At 63.2% G+C, this 19,086-nt stretch carries 20 protein-coding genes; 10 read left to right on the top strand and 10 right to left on the bottom strand.

Translation table 11 applies throughout. The annotated features are described in order from the left end of the window. Positions 1-51: 51 nt before the first annotated feature. Positions 52-600, top strand: coding sequence for a GNAT family N-acetyltransferase (locus tag O7B34_RS10680; RefSeq protein WP_337146054.1), 549 nt, complete (start codon positions 52-54; stop codon positions 598-600). A 199-nt stretch (positions 601-799) separates the two neighbouring features. Continuing rightward, positions 800-1,198 (top strand): GFA family protein, encoded by a 399-nt coding sequence (locus tag O7B34_RS10675; protein ID WP_337141806.1) that lies wholly within the window; start codon positions 800-802, stop codon positions 1,196-1,198. 18 nt (positions 1,199-1,216) lie between these two features. On the opposite strand, the gene O7B34_RS10670 is transcribed toward O7B34_RS10675, so the two are convergent. Continuing rightward, positions 1,217-2,107, bottom strand: coding sequence for a DMT family transporter (locus O7B34_RS10670; RefSeq protein ID WP_337146053.1), 891 nt, complete (start codon positions 2,105-2,107; stop codon positions 1,217-1,219). Between the two features lie 106 nt (positions 2,108-2,213). On the opposite strand from O7B34_RS10670, the gene O7B34_RS10665 reads away from it, so the two are divergent. Next, the gene (locus O7B34_RS10665; protein WP_337146052.1) at positions 2,214-3,617 is read left to right on the top strand and encodes an aminotransferase-like domain-containing protein; all 1,404 of its coding nucleotides are present in this window, start codon (positions 2,214-2,216) and stop codon (positions 3,615-3,617) included. Between the two features lie 15 nt (positions 3,618-3,632). Here O7B34_RS10665 and O7B34_RS10660 read toward each other — a convergent pair whose 3' ends face one another. Continuing rightward, positions 3,633-4,523 carry a LysR family transcriptional regulator gene (locus O7B34_RS10660; RefSeq protein WP_337146051.1) on the bottom strand — a complete coding sequence of 297 codons (891 nt, stop codon included), beginning with the start codon at positions 4,521-4,523 and terminating at the stop codon, positions 3,633-3,635. Positions 4,524-4,651: 128 nt separating this feature from the next. Between O7B34_RS10660 and O7B34_RS10655 the strand changes: the two genes are divergently transcribed. Beyond that, positions 4,652-6,109: an MFS transporter gene (locus tag O7B34_RS10655; protein WP_337146050.1), complete on the top strand. Its 1,458-nt coding sequence runs from the start codon at positions 4,652-4,654 to the stop codon at positions 6,107-6,109. Positions 6,110-6,358: 249 nt separating this feature from the next. Next, positions 6,359-7,576, top strand: coding sequence for a CmlA/FloR family chloramphenicol efflux MFS transporter (gene cml / locus O7B34_RS10650; protein WP_337146049.1), 1,218 nt, complete (start codon positions 6,359-6,361; stop codon positions 7,574-7,576). A 34-nt stretch (positions 7,577-7,610) separates the two neighbouring features. Here the strand turns inward: cml and O7B34_RS10645 are convergent, their stop codons facing one another. The 3 genes from O7B34_RS10645 to O7B34_RS10635 all read right to left on the bottom strand — a co-directional run bounded on the left by O7B34_RS10645 (position 7,611) and on the right by O7B34_RS10635 (position 10,196). Further along, positions 7,611-8,108 (bottom strand): MaoC family dehydratase, encoded by a 498-nt coding sequence (locus tag O7B34_RS10645; protein ID WP_337130677.1) that lies wholly within the window; start codon positions 8,106-8,108, stop codon positions 7,611-7,613. A gap of 258 nt (positions 8,109-8,366) precedes the next feature. Then, complete coding sequence (locus tag O7B34_RS10640) at positions 8,367-8,795, bottom strand: phasin family protein (protein ID WP_337146048.1); 429 nt, start codon at positions 8,793-8,795, stop codon at positions 8,367-8,369. Between the two features lie 105 nt (positions 8,796-8,900). After that, a complete protein-coding gene (locus tag O7B34_RS10635; RefSeq protein WP_337146047.1) occupies positions 8,901-10,196 on the bottom strand; it encodes a DUF445 domain-containing protein in 1,296 nt (431 codons plus the stop codon). A gap of 270 nt (positions 10,197-10,466) precedes the next feature. Between O7B34_RS10635 and rirA the strand changes: the two genes are divergently transcribed. Further along, positions 10,467-10,931 (top strand): iron-responsive transcriptional regulator RirA, encoded by a 465-nt coding sequence (rirA, locus tag O7B34_RS10630; RefSeq protein WP_027144053.1) that lies wholly within the window; start codon positions 10,467-10,469, stop codon positions 10,929-10,931. 32 nt (positions 10,932-10,963) lie between these two features. On the opposite strand, the gene O7B34_RS10625 is transcribed toward rirA, so the two are convergent. The 5 genes from O7B34_RS10625 to hemP are packed head-to-tail and all read right to left on the bottom strand — an operon-like array spanning position 10,964 to position 15,091. Further along, positions 10,964-11,755 carry a heme ABC transporter ATP-binding protein gene (locus O7B34_RS10625; RefSeq protein WP_337146046.1) on the bottom strand — a complete coding sequence of 264 codons (792 nt, stop codon included), beginning with the start codon at positions 11,753-11,755 and terminating at the stop codon, positions 10,964-10,966. Positions 11,756-11,780: 25 nt separating this feature from the next. Then, positions 11,781-12,881 carry a FecCD family ABC transporter permease gene (locus O7B34_RS10620; protein WP_337146045.1) on the bottom strand — a complete coding sequence of 367 codons (1,101 nt, stop codon included), beginning with the start codon at positions 12,879-12,881 and terminating at the stop codon, positions 11,781-11,783. 5 nt (positions 12,882-12,886) lie between these two features. Next, positions 12,887-13,795, bottom strand: a complete 909-nt coding sequence (locus tag O7B34_RS10615) for a heme/hemin ABC transporter substrate-binding protein (RefSeq protein WP_337146044.1) — start codon at positions 13,793-13,795, stop codon at positions 12,887-12,889. 10 nt (positions 13,796-13,805) lie between these two features. After that, entirely contained in the window at positions 13,806-14,861 is a 1,056-nt protein-coding gene (locus O7B34_RS10610; protein ID WP_337146043.1) for a hemin-degrading factor, read from the bottom strand. A 23-nt stretch (positions 14,862-14,884) separates the two neighbouring features. Next, positions 14,885-15,091 (bottom strand): hemin uptake protein HemP, encoded by a 207-nt coding sequence (gene hemP, locus O7B34_RS10605; RefSeq protein WP_027051401.1) that lies wholly within the window; start codon positions 15,089-15,091, stop codon positions 14,885-14,887. Here hemP and O7B34_RS10600 point away from each other — a divergent pair. The 4 genes from O7B34_RS10600 to O7B34_RS10585 are packed head-to-tail and all read left to right on the top strand — an operon-like array spanning position 15,084 to position 19,032. Next, complete coding sequence (locus tag O7B34_RS10600) at positions 15,084-15,452, top strand: hypothetical protein (RefSeq protein WP_337146042.1); 369 nt, start codon at positions 15,084-15,086, stop codon at positions 15,450-15,452. The two genes, hemP and O7B34_RS10600, sit on opposite strands and share 8 nt — an antisense overlap. Further along, positions 15,343-17,481, top strand: a complete 2,139-nt coding sequence (locus O7B34_RS10595) for a TonB-dependent hemoglobin/transferrin/lactoferrin family receptor (protein ID WP_337146041.1) — start codon at positions 15,343-15,345, stop codon at positions 17,479-17,481. Before O7B34_RS10600 ends, O7B34_RS10595 begins: the two co-directional genes overlap by 110 nt. Before the next feature lie 2 nt (positions 17,482-17,483). Then, positions 17,484-17,921, top strand: coding sequence for a hypothetical protein (locus tag O7B34_RS10590; protein ID WP_337146040.1), 438 nt, complete (start codon positions 17,484-17,486; stop codon positions 17,919-17,921). A gap of 19 nt (positions 17,922-17,940) precedes the next feature. Then, the gene (locus O7B34_RS10585; RefSeq protein WP_337146039.1) at positions 17,941-19,032 is read left to right on the top strand and encodes an energy transducer TonB family protein; all 1,092 of its coding nucleotides are present in this window, start codon (positions 17,941-17,943) and stop codon (positions 19,030-19,032) included. The last annotated feature ends 54 nt before the right edge of the window (positions 19,033-19,086 follow it).

The raw sequence follows: 19,086 nt of genomic DNA, 5'->3' as shown, positions 1-19,086 counted from the left end.
CAGAACGCTATTATGGTAGCGGGGGTGAGCCGATCCTCTTGGAGAGAGTGTATGATCGCGACCGACCGGTTGAAGCTCAGGGCCTGGCGAGAGGCGGATAAGCCCCTATTGGGTGTTATCCACGCCGATCCGGAGGTGATGCAGTTCCTCGGCGGCATGAAGACCGCCTCTGAGACCAGCGACATCGTCGAACAACTGATGCGGCTTTCCGAAGTCGGCGAGCCGATTTTCTGGGCCGCCGAGCGTATCGGCGACGGGGCGTTGCTCGGCGCGGTCGGCCTGCACCGCCTCGGGACCGATTTCCCTTTCGGCCCGGCCCTGGAGGTGGGCTGGCGGCTTGCTCGCGACCATTGGGGCAAGGGTTATGCGACCGAAGCCGCTCGCGCCGCCCTCGACTATGCATTCGGCAGCCTGGATGCGCCGCGCGTCTACGCATTCACCGCATTGGCGAACAAGCGGTCCGAAGCCGTCATGCAAAGGTTGGGGATGAAGAAAATCGAGGGCGGCGAATTCGCTCACCCTGACCTGCTGCCGACCGATCCGAGCTCAATGCACATGGTGTATGTCGCCGAAAGGACAGTGCCGCAGTCGGGTACCTAGAGCTTAAACTCGTTCAGAGCCAAAGGGCGGTGAAAGCGAAGCGACAATCTGATGGCCGCCAAGGCCATGCTCGACAAGAAGGCGCCGCTGATACTTCATCGGTAATGTCGCAATTGAGCGCCAGCTCGACGCATCTCATGGCGGCTCTCCCGCTACGCCCGGTACAACTTATTGGGTCAATGACTTGAGGAGAGTTTCCATGCGTGGTCATTGCTTATGCGGCGCTATTGCTTTTGAAGTCGATGGGCCGGCGCAAGCATGCGTGGTCTGTCATTGTGAAAGTTGTCGGCGGCAATGTTCCGCGCCGATGACCACCTACATTGGCGTCTTGGACGGCCACTGGCGATGGTTGGGCAAGCCACCGAAGGTATTCAACTCTTCACCCGGTGTGGAAAGAACATTTTGCGATCACTGCGGCTCGCCGCTGTCCTTCCGCTCAACGAACATGTCCGGTGTCATGCATTTTTTTGCAGCGGGGATGGAGGAGCCGGAAAAATTTGCACCCACGCTGCATGTCGCTTTTGAGGAGAAGCTCCCGTGGTTGAAACTCGCCGACGGCCTGCCGACACGGGTTGGGCCTGACTATACGAAAAACTAGTCAGGGTCGGCATCATCCCTATGCAGCCGCACGCCGCGGCAAATCCCGCTTGGCGAATTTCTTCGCGCCGAACACACATGTCACCACGCCGAGCGTGACGACAATCATCATTGGGCTGACCTGCTCGTGCAGCAGCGTCGCCGCCAATGCGAGCCCGAAAAACGGCTGCAGAAGCTGCAACTGCCCCACCGCTGCAATACCGCCTTGCGCCAGGCCGCGATACCAGAAGACGAAGCCGATCAGCATGCTGAACAGCGAGACATAGCCAAGGCCGATCCAGGCATTGGAGCCGACGCTGGCGAAGGATGGCGGCAGGGTCGCAAACGTCAGCACCAGCATGATCGGCAGGGACAGCACCAGCGCCCAGCAGATCACTTGCCAGCCGCCGAGCTTGCGCGACAGTGCGGCACCCTCGGCGTAGCCCAGGCCGCAGGCGATGATGGCCGCAAGCATCAGCCCATCGCCGACCGGCGAAGCCGTCACGCCTTGCGCAAGTGCAAAACCCGCCACCAGCGCACTGCCGAGGCATGAGAACAGCCAGAACGCCGGCCGGGGCCGTTCACCGCCGCGCAACACACCAAAGATCGCGGTCGCCAGCGGCAGCAGGCCGACAAAGATGATGGAGTGGGCCGAAGTGACATGCTTCAGCGCCAATGCCGTCAGCAAGGGAAAACCGACCACCACGCCAAGAGCAACAATGACGAGCGACAGCAAGTCATGACGCCCAGGGCGTTTCTCGCGGAATGCAAGTAGCAGCGCCAGACCAAGCAGGCCGGCTATGACCGCGCGAGCCGATGTCAGGAATATGGGATCGAGATCCATCACCGCCACGCGCGTCGCCGGCAACGAACCGCTGAAGATCAGCACGCCGATAAATCCGTTCACCCAGCCGCTCGCCGTCTTGTCCATCGCAGGCTCCATTGCTTTCGCCCTCTATCGGGCGGACGCCCATGGTGCGGCCAGAGACAATGGGGTACAATTCGATGAAACTGTAATGGAGGATTGAGCAGTACGGATGACAGACCTTGCCTTGGAACCCGACGGCGCACGCACCCTTGTGGAGAGCGTCATGGCGACCATCCGTCAGCGGATCGCAGCGCGCAGCCTGACACCGGGAACCCGATTGCCGTCGATCCGTGCCTTCGCGAAGTCCATGCAGGTGTCCAAATCCACCGTCGTCGAAGCCTATGAGCGGCTCGCCGCCGAAGGCGCGATCCGCTCCCGGCCGGGTTCCGGTTTTTATGCCGCCGGCTCGCTGGCGCCGCTGTCCCTGGCCGAGATCGGCCCCCGGCTCGATCGTGCCGTCGATCCGCTCTGGGTTTCGCGCCAGTCGCTGGAGGCTGGCGAGGAGGTCCTGAAACCCGGTTGCGGCTGGCTGCCGGCATCATGGATGCCCCAGACCGGACTGCGCCGGGCACTGCGTACGGTCGCGCGTGCCGACGATGTCGCGCTTGCCGACTACGGCACGCCGCTTGGCCTGCCGCCGCTGCGGCAATTGCTGGCGCGGCGCATGGCCGGGCACGGCATCGAAGCCTCCCCCGAACAGATCATGCTGACGGAATCGGGCACCCAGGCGATCGATCTGCTCTGCCGGTTCCTGATCGAGCCCGGCGACACGGTGCTGGTCGACGACCCCTGCTATTTCAATTTCCACGCTTTGCTGCGTGCCCATCGCGCCAAGGTCGTCAGCATTCCCTACACACCATCGGGACCGGACATCGAACTGTTCGCCCAGGCGCTGGCCGAACACCGGCCGCGCCTCTACATCACCAACTCCGCCATCCACAATCCGACCGGCGCGATCCTGTCTCCGGTCACCGCGCACCGGTTGCTCAAGCTAGCCGACCAGTCGGACCTGACCATCGTCGAGGATGACATCTTCGCCGATTTCGAGCATACCCCCGCCCCCAGGCTGGCGGCGTTCGATGGCCTCAGTCGCGTCGTCCAGATCGGCAGTTTCTCCAAGACGCTCTCGGCGTCGGTCCGCTGTGGCTTCATCGCCGCGCCCCGAGACTGGATCGAGCGCCTGGCCGATCTCAAGATCGCCACGACTTTCGGCGGCGGACGGCTGGCGGCCGAACTTGTGCTGACGCTGCTGAGGGACGGCAGCTACCGCAAACATATGGATCTGCTGCGCGCCAAGCTTGCGCGCGCCATGGTTGAAACCAGCGCCCGGCTGAAAGCGATCGGCATCATGCCCTGGATCGAGCAGCCGGCCGGGCTGTTCCTGTGGTGCGGCCTGCCGGACGGGGTGGACGCGGCCGAAATCGCCCGCCGCGCCCTGGCCGACAACATCGTGCTGGCACCCGGCAATGCGTTCAGCCTGTCGCAGTCCGCCAGTCGCTTCCTGCGCTTCAACGTCGCCCAGTGCGCGGACGAGCGGATTTTCAAGGCGCTCGAAACGGCGATGGCTCGCTGATTTGGCACGAAATCGTCAGTGCTTCGAACAAACCTCGCGCACGCACTCACGCAACCAGCGTTGTGCCGGATTGGCATCGAGGCGCGGATGCCAGAGCATGGAGATGGTGACGTCCAAGGTGGCGACCGGCAGGGGAAAACTGTGCATGCCGGCGCGCGCTCCTGTCGTATGCCGCTCGGGCACGCTGGCGATCAAGTCCGAGGCTCGGGCCATGGCAAGTGCTGCCGAAAAGCCCGAGACCATGCACACGACTGTCCGCCGCAAGCCAATCGTGCTCAGGGCCTCGTCGATCGGCCCTTTCTCGCGGCCGCGCCGCGAAACGCTGATGTGCCGGCCGGCCGCATAGCGCTCGGGCGTCACCTTGCCCTCGCTCAGGGGATGGCCTGATCGAACAGCGCCGATGAAACGGTCGCGAAACAGCGCCTGGATGCGCACTTCGGGTCCGGTCTCGCCAGCAACGCCAATTTCTAGGTCAATCGCCGCTTCGCGCAGCGACATCGCATCCTTATCGGACTTCGGCGAGAAACGCAGCCGCACCCTTGGTGCATCGGCCTCGATGCGGCTGACGAGACGAGGCGCGAACTCCTCGACGAAGCTTTCGTTGGTGCGCAATGTGAAGATCCGGTCCAGACTTGAGGGGTCAAGCAACTCGGCAGGGCGCAGGAGCACTTCCGCGTCCTGGACGACACGGCCGACCTGTGACCGCAATTCCTCCGCACGCGGCGTCGCCACCAGGCCGCGCCCGGCACGCACCAGCAGAGGATCGCCCGTTGCCTCGCGCAGCCGCGCCAGCGTTCGGCTCATCGCCGAGGGGCTGAGGCGCAGACGGTGAGCCGCGCGCGCCACGCTGCCCTCGGCCAGCAGGACATCGAGGGCAAACAGCAGATTGAGATCTGGCGATATCATCGCTCGATCCTAGCATGATATGGCGTTTGACGCACGGATAAGATGCAAATGATGCACCTTCCGCCATATCAATCACAAGACTAGATCTCCGACGGCTCCGCTTCGGGAGCAGACAGAAGGAGATCGCCTTGGCACTCGCTGAGCAAAATCGGGAACTGATATCGGCGCCGCAACAGGCCCGGTCCACCGGCCTGGCGGTGGCGAGCCTGTCGCTCGCAACGCTGCTATCGTCATTGGGAACCAGCATCGCCAGCGTCGGGCTGCCCTCGCTCATGCAGGCTTTCGATGCATCGTTCCAGTCCGTGCAATGGGTGGTTCTCGCCTATCTGCTCGCCATCACGACACTGATCGTCGGCGCCGGGCGGCTGGCCGACATGTTCGGGCGCCGGCCGTTGCTGCTCGGCGGCATCGCGCTGTTCACCCTGGCATCGGTGCTCTGCGGCCTGGCACCGACGCTCTGGCTGCTGATCGCGGCACGCGCCATGCAGGGGCTTGGCGCCGCGCTGATGATGGCGCTGACGTTGGCCTTCGTCGCGGAAACCGTGAGCAAGGAGCGAACCGGCAGCGCCATGGGCCTGCTCGGCGCCATGTCCGCGATCGGCACGACGCTCGGGCCTTCGCTTGGTGGCTTTTTGATCGCTGGCCTTGGCTGGCGGGCTATCTTTCTTGTCAATGTCCCGCTGGGCCTTCTGACCTTCGCTCTCGCCTGGCGTGCCCTGCCGGCGCGCAGCGGGACAATGGAGGCCGGTCGAGGCACGTTTGACGCCACGGGCACCGCCCTGCTGGCCCTTACCTTGGGCGCCTATGCCTTGGCATTGACGCTTGGAAGAGGCAATTTCGGCATGCCCAATTTGGGCCTGCTGGTCGCGGCCGGTATCGGCGTCATCGTGTTCGCCATCGCGCAGGCGAAGGCGAAGGCGCCCCTGATCCAACTCGCCCGCTTCCGCGACCCACGGCTGAGCGCCGGCCTTGCCATGAGTCTCATCGTCGCGACGGTGATGATGGCAACCCTCGTGGTTGCTCCGTTCTATCTGTCGCGCGGGCTCGGATTGGATGCCGCGATGGTCGGAATGGCGCTTTCGACCGGGCCGCTTGTCTCGACCTTGTCGGCGCTGCTGGCCGGCCGCCTGACCGATCGCCTCGGCGCCCACGCGATGATGGTCGCCGGCCTGGCCTGCCTCGCCACGGGGACGTTCCTCCTGTCGCTTGCCCTGACCAAGTTCGGCATTGCCAGCTATGTCGTTCCAATCACCGTCACATGCTTCGGCTACGCCCTGTTCCAGACCTCCAACAACGCGGCCGTCATGGGCGGTGTAAGCGCAAACGAACGTGGCGTCGTTTCCGGTCTGCTCAACCTGTCGCGCAATCTCGGCCTCATCACTGGCGCATCGCTGATGGGCGCCATATTCGCGATCGCATCAAGTGACGCTCGGCAAGGGATCGGGCAACAGCTCTTGAGTTCCGCGGTCGCGGCCCGAGGCATGCAGATCACTTTTCGGACAGCCACCGCCCTGGCCCTGGCCGCGCTGGTCCTTGCCCTGCTCTCCGCCCGCGTCGCTCGCCGAGCGGAACCCAGTCTGCCTTGAACCGAACCGTTTGATAGCTCATGGAGCAGCGCAAAGGTTGCCGAGCCGATCCCGCGCTGGTACTGACCGGCGCGCGGACGCATGTCTGCGATGTCAAATTTCGGGACAGCGGTATGGGAACCACCAAGTCAGCAGACAAATAAGCCGCGGCGACACCTCGTTGTTGCGGCCTTCTGCCCCGTCAAACCAGACCAACCATGAAATGGCAGAATCGCCGCCAAATCTCACCATTTGTGCGGATGCTCAATCATGCCTTTTCCGAAACGACCCACCCCAATATGGGCCTATTCCTTGCCTTCGGCGCTGCTGCTGATGGCGCCTTTCGATATCCTTGCCTCGCTGGCCATGGACATCTACCTGCCGGTGGTTCCGGTGATGCCGGAAGCTCTCGGCACATCGCCTGCCATCATTCAGCTGACGCTCAGCCTCTACATGGTGACCCTCGGCCTCGGTCAGGTCGTGTTCGGCCCGATCTCCGACCGCATAGGCAGGCGCCCGGTGCTGATCGGCGGCGGGCTTTTGTTCGCAGCCGCTTCCGTCCTGCTCGCCGTCACGTCGCTTGCCACGCCCTTTGTCGTGATGCGCATCGTGCAGGCGATGGGCGCATCGGCGGTTCTGGTCGCAACCTTCGCCACCATCCGGGATGTCTATGCCGAAAGGCCGGAGGGCACGGTCATCTATGGTCTGTTCAGCTCCATGCTGGCTTTCGTGCCGGCGTTGGGCCCGGTCGCCGGCGCCCTGATCGCCTGGAAATTCGACTGGCGTGCCATCTTCGTCACGCTTGCCATCCTGGCCGCTGCGGCCACGCTCAATGCGTGGCTGCGATGGCATGAGACGCGCGCCTCAAACAGCTCAGGTCCGCGTCCTGCCTTCGGCACGATCCTGCGTAGCTTCGCCTTCTGGACCTACACGCTCGGCTTCGCCACGGCGATGGGCACCTTCTTCGTGTTCTTCTCGACAGCGCCCAGGGTTCTCATCGATCGCGCCGGCTTCTCGCAGATCGGTTTCAGCATCGCCTTTGCCACGGCGGCACTGGTGATGGTCGCGACCACGCGATTTGCGAAGTCGCTCATTGCCCGCTGGGGCGTCGCCGGCAGTCTCGCCCGCGGCATGGCGACGTTGCTTCTCCGCGCCGCGATGCTGGCATTGGGCCAGATCTTCGCCGCCCCCTCCTTCACGACCTTCGTCCTGCCTATGTGGGTGATGGCCGTGGGCATCGTCTTCGCCGGATCGGTCACGGCCAATGGCGCGCTCGAAGCCTTCGGCGATGTCGCGGGGACGGCGGTGGCGCTCTATTTCTGCGTCCAGAGCCTGATCGTCGGCATCGCCGGGACGTTGTTCGTGCTCCTGCTCGGCGGCGACACAGCATGGCCCCTGGCCTTCTATGCCGCTGTTTTCGCGGTGATAACGCTGCTTGCGCTCAGGCTTTTGCGGAGCAAGCAGACAAGGCAGGACAAGAACAGCTGAAGGAAATGACGCAAGGGGCCTGGCGGACCGCCGTTCAGGCCCCTGCCCGTTTGCGGCGTTCGTAAAGCATGACCAGCGTTTCAGCCATCAGCGCCGGCTTTTCCTCGCCTTCGATCTCGACCGTGTTGGCTGCCTTCATCAGATACTGGCCTGGGCCTCTGTCTTCCATGGAAAGCAGCGTCGTGCGCAGGCGAATGCGTGCGCCGACCTTGACCGGCGCCAGGAAACGCACTTTGTCGAAACCGTAATTGAAGGCGGCCTGCGTATTCTCGGGAACGATCCCCATGTCGAGGGCCAGCGCGCCGATGATCGACAACGTCAGATAGCCATGCGCGATCGTGGTGCGGAACGGGCTTTGCCGCCGCGCCCGTTCAGGATCGACGTGGATCCATTGATGGTCGCCGGTGCAGTCGGCGAACTGGTTGATACGGTTCTGGTCGACCGTGGTCCATTCCGAGACGCCGAGCTCCTGTCCGGACATCGTTCTCAGCTGCTCGTAGCTAGGCGGCGTTTTAGGCCGTACTTCCGTCATTCCTGCTTTCCCGATCGCTTCCAAAGCTTCCGGACCACGAACCGGCGGCCTCTGTCAATTCATCCTGCGCAAATCCGTTCCGACGGATTCGAGCTCACTCGTGCCATGCATTGCCACGCGTTGGCAGGCCGAATTCGGATTTTCCAACCTTCCAGGCTGCCGGGAGCTTATGCTGTGGCGCTAATACAACCATGCGCAAGGTTGCGGAATCGCGAACCGGCGTGCTTGGCCGAGGACGGAACGACAGCCGATGAGAACCTACTTCTGCCCGTAACCGGCGCGGACCTCCTCCATCGCTTCCTTGATGCGCGCGCGCAGGATATCGATCGATTCGGTACCTGATTTCCTTGCCAGTTCAGCCACTTCACCGGCGTTCTTGAGCGCCGCCTCGAAGGATTTTCTGGCAAACTCCGCCTGCTTGGCCATGAGCTCCTGCGGATTGCCCGGTGCGCGGTAGCTCTGCGCCATGTCGGCGACTTCCCGCAGCGTGTCCTGCAGCATTTCGCGCTGCCTCGACAACAGCGAGGATGCCCCGGCCGCACTGGTCCGTGCCGCCTTCTCCAGCGCTTCCAGATTCTTGCGATGATGCGCAAGGATCGCCTCGACATCGACATTGGGCACCTTGAGGTCACGGCCGAATCTGCCGAACATCTCCATGAAGGAATCGGATTCCGGTTGCCTGGCCATGATTGTCTTCTCCCCTGTTGCCGCGGGTGCGGACGCCCTCGACGGGAGAATAGCACTCGAACGCCGTGTGTCCATTTCGAACGCACGCCTGGCGGTCGATACGGATCAATTGACCGGGAGCAGCAACTCGATCGTATAGAGCACGATGCCGGCCAGCCCGCCGATGATCATGCCGTTGAAGCGGATATATTGCAGGTCCCTGCCGATGTTCATCTCGATCAGGCGCGTCAATTGCGCCAGATCCCAGCGCTTGACCTGGTCGGCGATGAATTTCGATACGCCGCTCTTCTGGCTCTCGACGAAAGAGGCCAGCGCCACCACGAATCCCCCGTTCATGTCGGCCCGGATCTGCGCATCGCCGGCAAGATGGCGGCCGACCTCGACGAACATGCTGGCGAGTTGCTCCCGGATCAGCGATTTCGGCGCCTTGGCATCCTGCTCGATGAACAGGCTGAGGCTCTCCCACATGTCGCCGGCCAGCGCCCTGACTTCGGGTCTGGCGAGGAAATCGCGCTTCATTTTCTCCGCTCGCTTGGCATATTGCCTGGATGTGCGCAGCCGCTCGACGAAGCCTAGCGCGAAACGGTCGAATTCGGCGCGCATCGGGTGGTCGGGATCGGCACGCACCTCGTCCAGCAGGGAGCCCGCCGAGGCGACGATCTTCTTCAGGAGATAGGCGTCGGCGCGAAACAGATTGAACAGCGACGGCAATTCCTCACGGATCTTGTCGCGCATCGTCGCCAGCGCCTGTTCGTCGTTGAGAAACCGGCCGATGACCTTGATGAACTCGTCGAACAACTTCTGGTGGCGGCGATCGTCGGTGAGAGCCGACAAGAGTTCGGCGGCCAGCGGCGCCAGCGGCACCTTTTCGATCTGCTCCAGCATGCGGCTGGTGACGAAACCGCGCAGACCGGATTGTTCGACTGCGGCAAGCGTCTGCGGCACCAGCCGCACGACGAAGCGCGACAGGTCGGCGGCGCGCTCGGCATCGGCCAGCCAGTCGGCGACGAGTGCCGAAAAATCGACCTCGGCGAGTTTTTCACGCACCGGCTCCGGCGCCAGGAAATTGACCTCGATGAAACGGCCGAGATTGTCGGCGATGCGGTCCTGGTTTTCCGGGATGATGGCGGTGTGGGGGATGGGCAGCCCGAGCGGCCGTTTGAACAGCGCCACCACCGCATACCAGTCGGCAAGGCCGCCGATGGTTGCCGCCTCGGCGAAGGCGGCGACGAAGCCGAGCCACGGATAGCTGCTCTGGAAGGACTTGGCCAAGGCAAAGACCAGCACGCAGAGTGCCAGTGCCGCCGTGGCGACGAACTTTGTCCGCCGCAGCGCGGAAAGCTTGGCGCCCGCGTCGGCATCGAACCGCACTGGCGCCAGGGACTGGTCCGATTGAGCCATGGATGGGCCGCTCCTCGTCGATCTCAGCCTATTTAGTGTTTCGACCGCCAGAATGCCCGTGACAGTGATTACCCCCGGGTTTCACCCGGTCACGCACATAAAGTTGACGAGAATATTCAGCTATAACGCGAAGCTAGTCTGGAATTATTCCAAGGTATAGGCCATATTCCGTCGAGGCCAGTGTGGAGACTCCGAAAATCCGGATGAAGCCGCGCCAGCAAGTCTACACTCTGGCATGGTTGCACCGTGTCAGCGCTTTGTGAGGATGAAATGCGGCTTACCCGCCAGACCAACTACGCCATGCGCATCCTGATGTATTGTGCCGCCAACAATGAACGGTTGAGCCGCATCCCTGAGATCGCGGCCGCCTATTCGGTGTCGGAACTGTTCCTGTTCAAGATCCTGCAGCCTTTGGTCGAGAACGGCCTGGTCGAGACTGTCCGCGGCCGGAACGGAGGGGTACGGCTCGGCCGTGCCGCCGAAGCGATAAGCCTGTTCGACGTTGTGCGCGTGACCGAGGAAAGCTTTGCGATGGCGGAGTGCTTCGAGAACGACGCGGCCGAATGCCCGCTCGTCGACAGCTGCGCGTTGAATTCGGCGCTGCGCGAGGCGCTCAACGCCTTCTTCGCCGTGCTTGCCCGCTACACGATCGCCGACCTGGTGGCGGCGCGGCCGAATGTGCGCAACCTGCTCGGCATCGATCTGTTGATGGAGCGCCGCGCGCCGGCAGCTTGATCCCTGTCGAGTCGTGCGAGGTCGGCTGAATATCAGCTGACCGACGATTGCGGGAGCACGAACGGCATGTCGCTAGCCGGCAGCACGCCGACCTTGAGCCGGCAATCGAACACCTTTTCGATCAGCTCATCGCTTAGCACCTCCCGCGGCGAGCCGGTCGCGGCCAGCCGGCCGCGATGCATCACGAAGACGCGGTCGGCATACATGGCCGTCAGATTGAGGTCGTGCAGGATCGCGACCACGCCCCCGCCTCTTCTGGCGAAATCGCGGGCGATGTTCATGATAATCAGCTGATGCTTGATGTCGAGGCTGGAAACCGGTTCGTCGAGGAAGAGATAGCGCGGCCTGCCGTCGAGAACTGGCGCCCAGACCTGGCACAGCACGCGCGCAAGCTGGACGCGCTGCTGCTCACCACCCGAAAGTTCCTGGTAGAAACGCCCGGAAAAGCCGTCGAGATCGACCCGCGCCAGCGCCCGCTCCGGCAGGCGTTCGTTCTCGCCGGACAGCACGCCCGAGCGGCCACCGACGAGGCCAAGCCTGACGATCTCGCGCACCGTGAAGGGAAAGGACAAGGTCGTTGCCTGAGGCAACACCGCTCGCACCGTCGCAGCCTCGACCGGCTTCATCGTCGACAGCTCGCGACCGTTGATGACGATCCGTCCGGTATGGGCGAGATCCCCCGACATCGCCTTGAGAAAGGTCGTCTTGCCCGAGCCGTTGGGACCGACGATGGCCGAGATTTCACCCGGCCCGACTTCGAAATCGACATCAACGACAATACGCTTCTTGCCGATCGCCACAGAAACATCGCGCGCTTCGATCATGAAACACTCCTACAGGTCCCAAATCTCACAGGTCGATCACGCCGCGCTTGCGCAACAGGATCCACAGGAAGAGCGGCGCGCCAGCGACGGCGGTGACGATGCCGATCGGCAATTCGGCCGGCGCCACGATGGTGCGGGCGACGGCATCGGCGAACAGCAACAGCGAGGCGCCGAGCAGCGCCGAGGCCGGCAGCAGGTAACGATTGTCCGGGCCGATCAGCAGGCGCAGCAGATGCGGCACCACGATGCCGACGAAACCGATGCCACCGCTGACGGCGACGGACGCCCCGACCGCCGCCGAGACACCAATGACGGCTGTGTATTTCAGCCGCTGCACCGGTATGCCGAGATGGCCGGCGGTGGCCTCGCCGAGCGCCAGCGCATTGAGGCCGCGGGCCAGGAACGGCATCGCCGCCAGCGCCAAGATGATGATGGGCCCCACGGAAGCGATCTTGGCCCATGTCGCACCACCGAGCGATCCCAGCGACCAGAAGGTCAGGTCGCGCAACTGGCGATCGTCGGCCATGAATATCAGGATTCCGGTCAGCGCCATGGCAAGTGCCGCCAGGGCTATGCCGGCGAGCAGCATGGTGGCGACCGAGGTTTGCCCGCGTCGCGTGGCGACCTCATAAAGCACCAGTGTGGTGGCGAGGCCGCCGAAAAACGCCGCAAACGGCAGCGCGAGCGTTCCAAGCAAGGCGGTCGCCGGTGCCAGCACGGTCCCGCCAAGCACGATGACGGCCACCGCGCCAAGGCTGGAGCCGGCTGAAACCCCGATCAGGCCGGGATCGGCGAGCGGATTGCGGAACAGCCCTTGCATGACGGCGCCGCAAACCGCGAGCGCCGCGCCCACCAACATGCCGAGGATGACGCGCGGCAGGCGGATTTCGTAGACGATCAGGCTGTCACGCGCGTTGAGGGCCGCATCGCCGGCGACGGTGCCAAAGAGCCAATTCCTGATGACGTTCACGGCGGATGCGTCCGACGCCCCGGATGTGAGCGAAAGCAAGACGGCGATCGCCAGGCCCAGGCACAGCAAGAGGATGACGGCACGGGCGCGACCGGAACGATCGCCTTCGGATGCACCCATCGCCTTCACTGGACCGGCGATCGACTGGTCGGCCATGATGCTCAGTCCGTGACCTGTGCGCCATAAAGCGACACGGCGAGGTCGTGGATGGCGTCGGCCGTGCGTGGCCCGAAGCCGAGCAGGTAGGCGCCATCGATGCGGATCAGCTTGCGCGCGGTGCCGGCCGGCGTCGAGGCTATGGATGGATTGCCGAACACTTCGTCGTCCGACACAGGAGGCCCGGCATTGCTCATCATCAGGATCACGTCCGGCCTGGCGGTGACGATCGCTTCGTCGGACATCTGCTTGTGACCGGAAAAGCCTTCCACCGCATTGACCCCGCCCGCCAGCTTGACCATGCCGTTGGCCGCGGTGTCGCTGCCGGCCGCCATGATCTTGCCGCCCTGCATCGAGAGCACGAACAGGACGCGCTTGCGCCCCTTGATCGATTCTGTCTGCTTTTCGGCGGCCGTGAGTTTGGCATCGAGCGCCTTGGCCAGCACCTCCGCCTTGGCCTCGACCCCGAGCGCCTTGCCGACAATGCGGACCTTCTGGAGGATGCCTTCGCGGTTGTATTGCTCGGGCACTTCGATGAAGGGAATGCTCGTCTTCTTCAGCACGTCGACGGCTTCCTTGGGGCCGCTGCCGTGCAATGCCAGTATGCCTGTCGGATTGACCGACAAGACGCCTTCCGGCGACAGCTGGCGCATGTAGCCGACATCGGGCAATTCGAGTGCCGCTTTCGGATAGAGGCTGCTGGAATCGCGCGCTACGAGACGCTTTTCCTCGCCAAGCGCATAGACGATTTCGGTGATGGAACCGCCAATGGCGGCGATCTTCGAAGGGTCGGCGAAGACCGAAACGCCTTCGGTGGCGCCGGCTGGTTGCATTGCGGCGAAAGCCAGGGAAAGGCCGATCGCGGAACCGATGATCGATCCGCGCAGGGCGGACAGTCTCGAAACAGAACGCATTACACTTTCCTCAGGCTGCCGTCGGGCTTGGAATGCGCGGCAGGTGCTCGGCCAGGAAACGCCAGTCGTCGCGTTCGCCCTCGCCTTCATGGCGCTTGCCGAAGAACTGGATGATCATGTCACCATTGGCGGCATAGACCTCGAGCGAGGTGACATGGCCGTCCTTGGTCGGCTTGCGCACCGCCCAGACCTCATGGACGTGGTCGATTCGCAGGTGCAGATGAAAGGTCTCGTCCAGCACATTGATCCACGGTCCCATCGTCTTGATCGACTTGACCGGGCCGGAATGGATCTGGATGCAGCCGCGGTTGCCCACGAAGCACATGATCGGCATCTCGCCTTCGGCGGCGTGATGGAACATGGCCCGGACCGCGTCATTGTCGAGCAGCCAGGCATAGTCCTGGCCGATCATGCGCACCGCCTGGCGACGGCTGAGCTTCAACGTCTTCAGCATGCCGAAGAACTGGTGCACGTCCGTCAGCCGGCTCCAGCGGTCACGCAGATCGTCCAGGCTTGCGGTCCCGGCCTCGCTTTCCTCATCGAGAACGGGCCGTGAAATGTCGATCGTCGGCTCCTGGTTCGAGGATTCCAGGGAGGCGACCAGCTTCTGGTAGGCATAGAGGCTGGAGGCCGGGCGCAGATGCACCTTGTGCACCGCCTCGCCGGCCGCGTCGAAGAACTGCAGGCTGCGGCGGATGTCGTCGCCGTCCCGCTTCTCCACGGCGAAGCCATGCGCCCAGACTTTCGGGAAGATGCGCAGGTCGATGTTCTCGCCAAGCACCATGGCATTGTGGTTGCCGGTGACGACCTTGTCATAGACCCCGATCTTCTCGTGCACCGCACTTTCGTTGCGGGTCAGCGCCATGACCTCGCCAACGGCCTCGAGACCGGTCAGGAAGTCGTTGACGCGCGGTTCGATGCGGAGGGCGCCATCGCCGCAATGCGCGGCGACCAGCTCGGCTTCCGAAATGCCGAGCTGGCCGGCCAGGTCACGCTCGCGCGCTTTCGGATTCTCGGTCCGTGCCCGCCGGATTTCATGCGGAGCGGGTTTTACGCGCTGGTCCATGTCTTTACCCCTGATGCCTTGCCTTACTTGTTGAGAATGAGCTTGCCCTGGCGGGTGATCTTCAGCCGGTAGAGCGCGCCATGATGTTCGATGCCGATCTCGTGCTCGCCCTGGAACAGCGTGTTGCTGGACAGCGTTCGCACCGCCAGCGGAATCCGGTCGAAACGGGCGGAGGCATCGTCCGAACGGCGGACGCGATAGCGAAAATCGTTGGGATTGTGCGTGTTCATCTGGGTCGATCCCTTTCCTGTGCCGGGCATCTGGCTAGGCGTTGCGAAATTGCCGATTCATTTCTTGACTCGAATAATCATGTTTACTAGTCAGTGCAATACCGGACTAAATGAGTCAACATTTAAGATGCCGGATACGATCAAAAATGCCAGCAAGCCCCGGGCCAGCCAGCATGGAACCTGGAATTTGGAGTTGGGGCATGGGGTTGATGAATTGGGAATGGCGCGGCCGGTCGAAGGCGAACCGTGCAATGGCTTTGCTTGCAAGCGTCGCGGCGATCGCCCTATCCGCGCCATCGGCGCACGCGCAACAGGCGACGCAGCCGGCGAGCGAGCAGACCGGCCAATCGAAAAAGACTGACCAGGAAAAAGCAGCTCCCTCGGGCGCGACGCTGCTCGACAAGATCCTGGTGCTCAGCCGCACCGGCGAAACGGCGATCGAATCGCTAGCTTCGGCCAGCCATGTCGACCAGGAGCAATTCGACCGCCGAATGGCGACGACGCCCAACGAAATGCTGCTCGGCGTACCAGGTGTCGCCGCGCAGGCAGACGCCAGGCGCGTCAGTACCAGCATCAACATCCGAGGCCTACAGGATTTCGGCCGCGTCGCCGTCATCGTCGATGGCGCGCGCCAGAATTTCCAGCGTTCCGACCACGGCACCCAGTCGACCTTCTACATCGATCCCGAACTGGTCAAATCCGTCGACGTGATCCGCGGTCCGGTCGCCAACACCTATGGTTCGGGCGCCATTGGCGGCGTCGTCTTCTTCGATACCAAGGATGCGCTGGATTTCCTCAAGCCTGACGAGACCTGGGCAGGCTCCGTTACTGGACGCTACGAAAGCAACGGCAAGGGCTGGACATCAAGCGCATCCGGCGCCTATCGGATCAATCAGAACTGGGACGTGCTGGGCAACATCGTCTACCGCGACTACGACAACTACAAGGACGGCGGCGGCGACACCGTCAACGGCACTGGTTTCGACGTGCTGAGCGGCCTGCTCAAGACCACCATCCGGCCGACCGAGAACAGTGAACTGAAGCTTGGCTGGGTCGGCTCTAGCGATGGCTGGAACGAGACCAGCGGCGGCCTGTCTGTGAATGATGTCGACCTGAAGTCGAACACCTTCACGGCCCGCTACAACATCACGGACGAAGACAAGAGCTGGCTCGATCTCCACATCAACACCTCCTACAACAAGACCAATCTCGACCTGACCAGTCTCGTGCCGCAGAACCGCTTCGATCCGGCGACCGGTTTTCCCGTGGTGCTGCCTGCAGGATCGCAGTCGACATTCGATGTCGGCACGACCGGCATCGATATCTGGAACACGTCACGGTTCGAGACGAGCGGCATCGCGCATGAACTGACCTATGGCGGTGACTGGGTCGGCGACAACGTCAAGACGGGCGGCGCTGCCGGCGGCGACAGTTTCTACACCCCTTCTGGCAAGCGGAATGTGTCGGGCGCCTACGTCCAGGACAAGCTCAGCTGGGACTGGCTCGAAGTCATCGCCGGCCTGCGCTACGACAGCTATAGCCTGAAGGATGACACGCACGATATTTCCGGCGACAGGCTATCGCCGCGCGTCACGGTCGGTGTCTCGCCGTTCGAGAGCGCCGGGCTTGCCGGCCTGCAATTCTACGGCACCTATGCGGAAGGCTATCGCTCGCCGTCGATCACGGAGACTCTGATCAGCGGCAACCATCCGGCTGGCATCAGCTTCCCCTTCCTGCCCAATCCAAATCTGCGGCCTGAAACCGGCAAGACGACCGAGTTCGGCGTCAACTACAAGCAGAACGACATCTTCGAGGCTGGCGACGCACTCCGTATCAAGGCGGCCTATTTCAACAACGATGTCGACGACTATATCGACGGCGTAACGCTGTCGCCGTTCGCTCCAGGCAGCGGCTGCCCCTTCGGCCCCGGCATCCCGATCTGCTTCCAGTATCAGAATTTCGCCAAGGCCAAGATCAACGGCTTCGAGCTGGAAGGTGTCTATGACGCGGCATGGGGCTATGCCGGCCTCTCGGCTTCGATCACGGATGGCCACACGGTTTCCTACAAGGGTGTGGAAGCCGACCTCGCCACCATTCCTTCCTCTCAGGTCACCGCTCAGCTCGGCTTGCGCTTCCTCGAGGACAAGCTGACCGTCGGCGGCGAGGTACAGTATAACGGCAAGCCGAAGGGCAATGCGGTGGCCACGGACTACACACTGGTCAACGCGTTCGCCAGCTATCAGGCGACCGACAATCTGAAAGTCGATTTCCGTGCCGACAACCTGTTCGACGTCAAATACGCCAACCCGCTGAACGGCGGCACGACGGTTGCTGTCTATGAACCGGGCATCACGCTGAAGCTGGCCGCAACCATGCGATTTGGAGGCTGAGCATGACGAGCTTGACGACATCCCTTCGTCTGCTGACCTCGACGCTGGCGATGTCGCTTGCGACGGTTCCGGCGCGGGCTGAACAGTCCGAGCCGGTCCTGACCCTCGAACTCAATGCCGCGCGGCCTTCTGACAAAGGCTGCCGGCTGACCTTCCTGGTCAACAACAATCTCGGCGCCGACCTCACCAAGGCGGCGTTCGAGATCGCCCTGTTCAACGAGGCCGGGGTGGTCGACCGGCTGACGGTGCTCGACTTCAAGGATTTGCCATCGGGCAAGACAAAGGTGACGCGCTTTGACCTGGCCGGCACCGACTGCACCAAGGTCAGCCGTGTGCTGATCAACAGCGCGACGGAATGCGCCGGCACGGGCCTCGAACCGGCCGCCTGCATGCGCAAGCTGAAGACGGACACCAGGACCGGCGTTGCTTTCGGCGTCTGATGTGGGACCAGAACCCGCCTTGGCGCGACATATCCAGGCACGGCCCCTGGCCGGCCTTCTGTTGTTCGAGCCAGTCTATCTTGATTTGACAATGGCGCCTGGGCCGCTGCATTTTCCGCCGCGCGACATGCAGGAAACCAGTCCCCTTCCCGACGCCGGCGACGAGTTGGCCATCGTGCCGGCCGAGCCGTTTGCCCAGACGCGGCCGCCTGCCGGCAACGGCAAATGGCCGGCTGCGATCGTCGTCTCCTGTCTGCTGCACGCGGGCGTGGCGGCGGCCTTTTTTATATCGCCCAAGGGAACGTTCGATCTCCAGGGCGGGGTGCAGTCGGAAGGCAGCGATCACACAGGAGACAAGGTGGTCGGTAGCGCACTGGACAAGGACCAGGCTGCGATGAATGTCACGCTGGTGCCGAATCCGCAGCCGGCCAAGCCGCGGCCGGAAAAGGCAGCGGGGTCGACATCACCGACAAAACCTCCACGTCCCGCGCGGGAAGGCGCGAAGCCACCTCCCGAGCCTCTGCCGGAACCTGTCAAGCTGCCGGCGGTCACGCCGGACATACTGGTGGCGGGGACGCCACGTTCCGACGACCAGAGCGTGGCGCCTCCCAGAACTGAAATGCCGGCGCAACCGACCGTGCAGGCCGAGGACACCGAAACGCCTGCCTCGGTTCCAGAGCAGCCGCAGGTTCCCATCGCAAGGCCGAGCCCGGAAAGTGCTCCAGCAACCGCCGGCGAACCATACGAGAAACGCGGCTCGGCTGACGGCCATGAAATCAAGGCGGCCATTGCCAGCAAAGGGAGAAAGCGAAGCGAGGCCGGCAACGCGGCGGCTTCCCGCTATAGCGGCGAAGTGGCCAGCAAGTTGGCTCGCGCCAATCGCCGTGTATCGAAATCCGCGCAAACGACAGCCCGCAACAACGCGATGGTGGCATTTGTCGTGCTTGCCGATGGCAACATAGCCGACTTGCAACTTGCCAAGAGCTCCGGCTCCCCGGAGCTCGATCAATTCGCATTGGACCTGGTGCGAAAACAGGCGCCATTCCCGCCAATCCCGCCTGAGACCGGGATGTCGAGCTGGCGCTTCAAGGCGCCAATCGGTCCGTTCTGAGCCGTGGCCAGTCACTCAAGCCATCAATCATCAACGTTCGAGACCTACTGAAAG

The sequence above is a fragment of the Mesorhizobium sp. Cs1299R1N3 genome, from assembly GCF_037179625.1.
Taxonomy (GTDB): Bacteria; Pseudomonadota; Alphaproteobacteria; order Rhizobiales; family Rhizobiaceae; genus Mesorhizobium; species Mesorhizobium salmacidum.
The sequence above is the reverse complement of the archived record's forward strand: the minus strand, read 5'-3'. Positions and strand labels throughout refer to the sequence as shown.

Bases quoted from the DNA above. Each gene is read 5' to 3' on its own strand.
- O7B34_RS10680 (WP_337146054.1), top strand. From the start codon at position 52: ATGATCGCGACCGACCGGTTGAAGCTCAGGGCCTGGCGAGAGGCGGAT.
- O7B34_RS10675 (WP_337141806.1), top strand. From the start codon at position 800: ATGCGTGGTCATTGCTTATGCGGCGCTATTGCTTTTGAAGTCGATGGG.
- O7B34_RS10670 (WP_337146053.1), bottom strand. From the start codon at position 2,107: ATGGACAAGACGGCGAGCGGCTGGGTGAACGGATTTATCGGCGTGCTG.
- O7B34_RS10665 (WP_337146052.1), top strand. From the start codon at position 2,214: ATGACAGACCTTGCCTTGGAACCCGACGGCGCACGCACCCTTGTGGAG.
- O7B34_RS10660 (WP_337146051.1), bottom strand. From the start codon at position 4,523: ATGATATCGCCAGATCTCAATCTGCTGTTTGCCCTCGATGTCCTGCTG.
- cml (WP_337146049.1), top strand. From the start codon at position 6,359: ATGCCTTTTCCGAAACGACCCACCCCAATATGGGCCTATTCCTTGCCT.
- O7B34_RS10645 (WP_337130677.1), bottom strand. From the start codon at position 8,108: ATGACGGAAGTACGGCCTAAAACGCCGCCTAGCTACGAGCAGCTGAGA.
- O7B34_RS10640 (WP_337146048.1), bottom strand. From the start codon at position 8,795: ATGGCCAGGCAACCGGAATCCGATTCCTTCATGGAGATGTTCGGCAGA.
- O7B34_RS10635 (WP_337146047.1), bottom strand. From the start codon at position 10,196: ATGGCTCAATCGGACCAGTCCCTGGCGCCAGTGCGGTTCGATGCCGAC.
- rirA (WP_027144053.1), top strand. From the start codon at position 10,467: ATGCGGCTTACCCGCCAGACCAACTACGCCATGCGCATCCTGATGTAT.
- O7B34_RS10625 (WP_337146046.1), bottom strand. From the start codon at position 11,755: ATGATCGAAGCGCGCGATGTTTCTGTGGCGATCGGCAAGAAGCGTATT.
- O7B34_RS10620 (WP_337146045.1), bottom strand. From the start codon at position 12,881: ATGGCCGACCAGTCGATCGCCGGTCCAGTGAAGGCGATGGGTGCATCC.
- O7B34_RS10615 (WP_337146044.1), bottom strand. From the start codon at position 13,795: ATGCGTTCTGTTTCGAGACTGTCCGCCCTGCGCGGATCGATCATCGGT.
- O7B34_RS10610 (WP_337146043.1), bottom strand. From the start codon at position 14,861: ATGGACCAGCGCGTAAAACCCGCTCCGCATGAAATCCGGCGGGCACGG.
- hemP (WP_027051401.1), bottom strand. From the start codon at position 15,091: ATGAACACGCACAATCCCAACGATTTTCGCTATCGCGTCCGCCGTTCG.
- O7B34_RS10595 (WP_337146041.1), top strand. From the start codon at position 15,343: ATGGCTTTGCTTGCAAGCGTCGCGGCGATCGCCCTATCCGCGCCATCG.
- O7B34_RS10590 (WP_337146040.1), top strand. From the start codon at position 17,484: ATGACGAGCTTGACGACATCCCTTCGTCTGCTGACCTCGACGCTGGCG.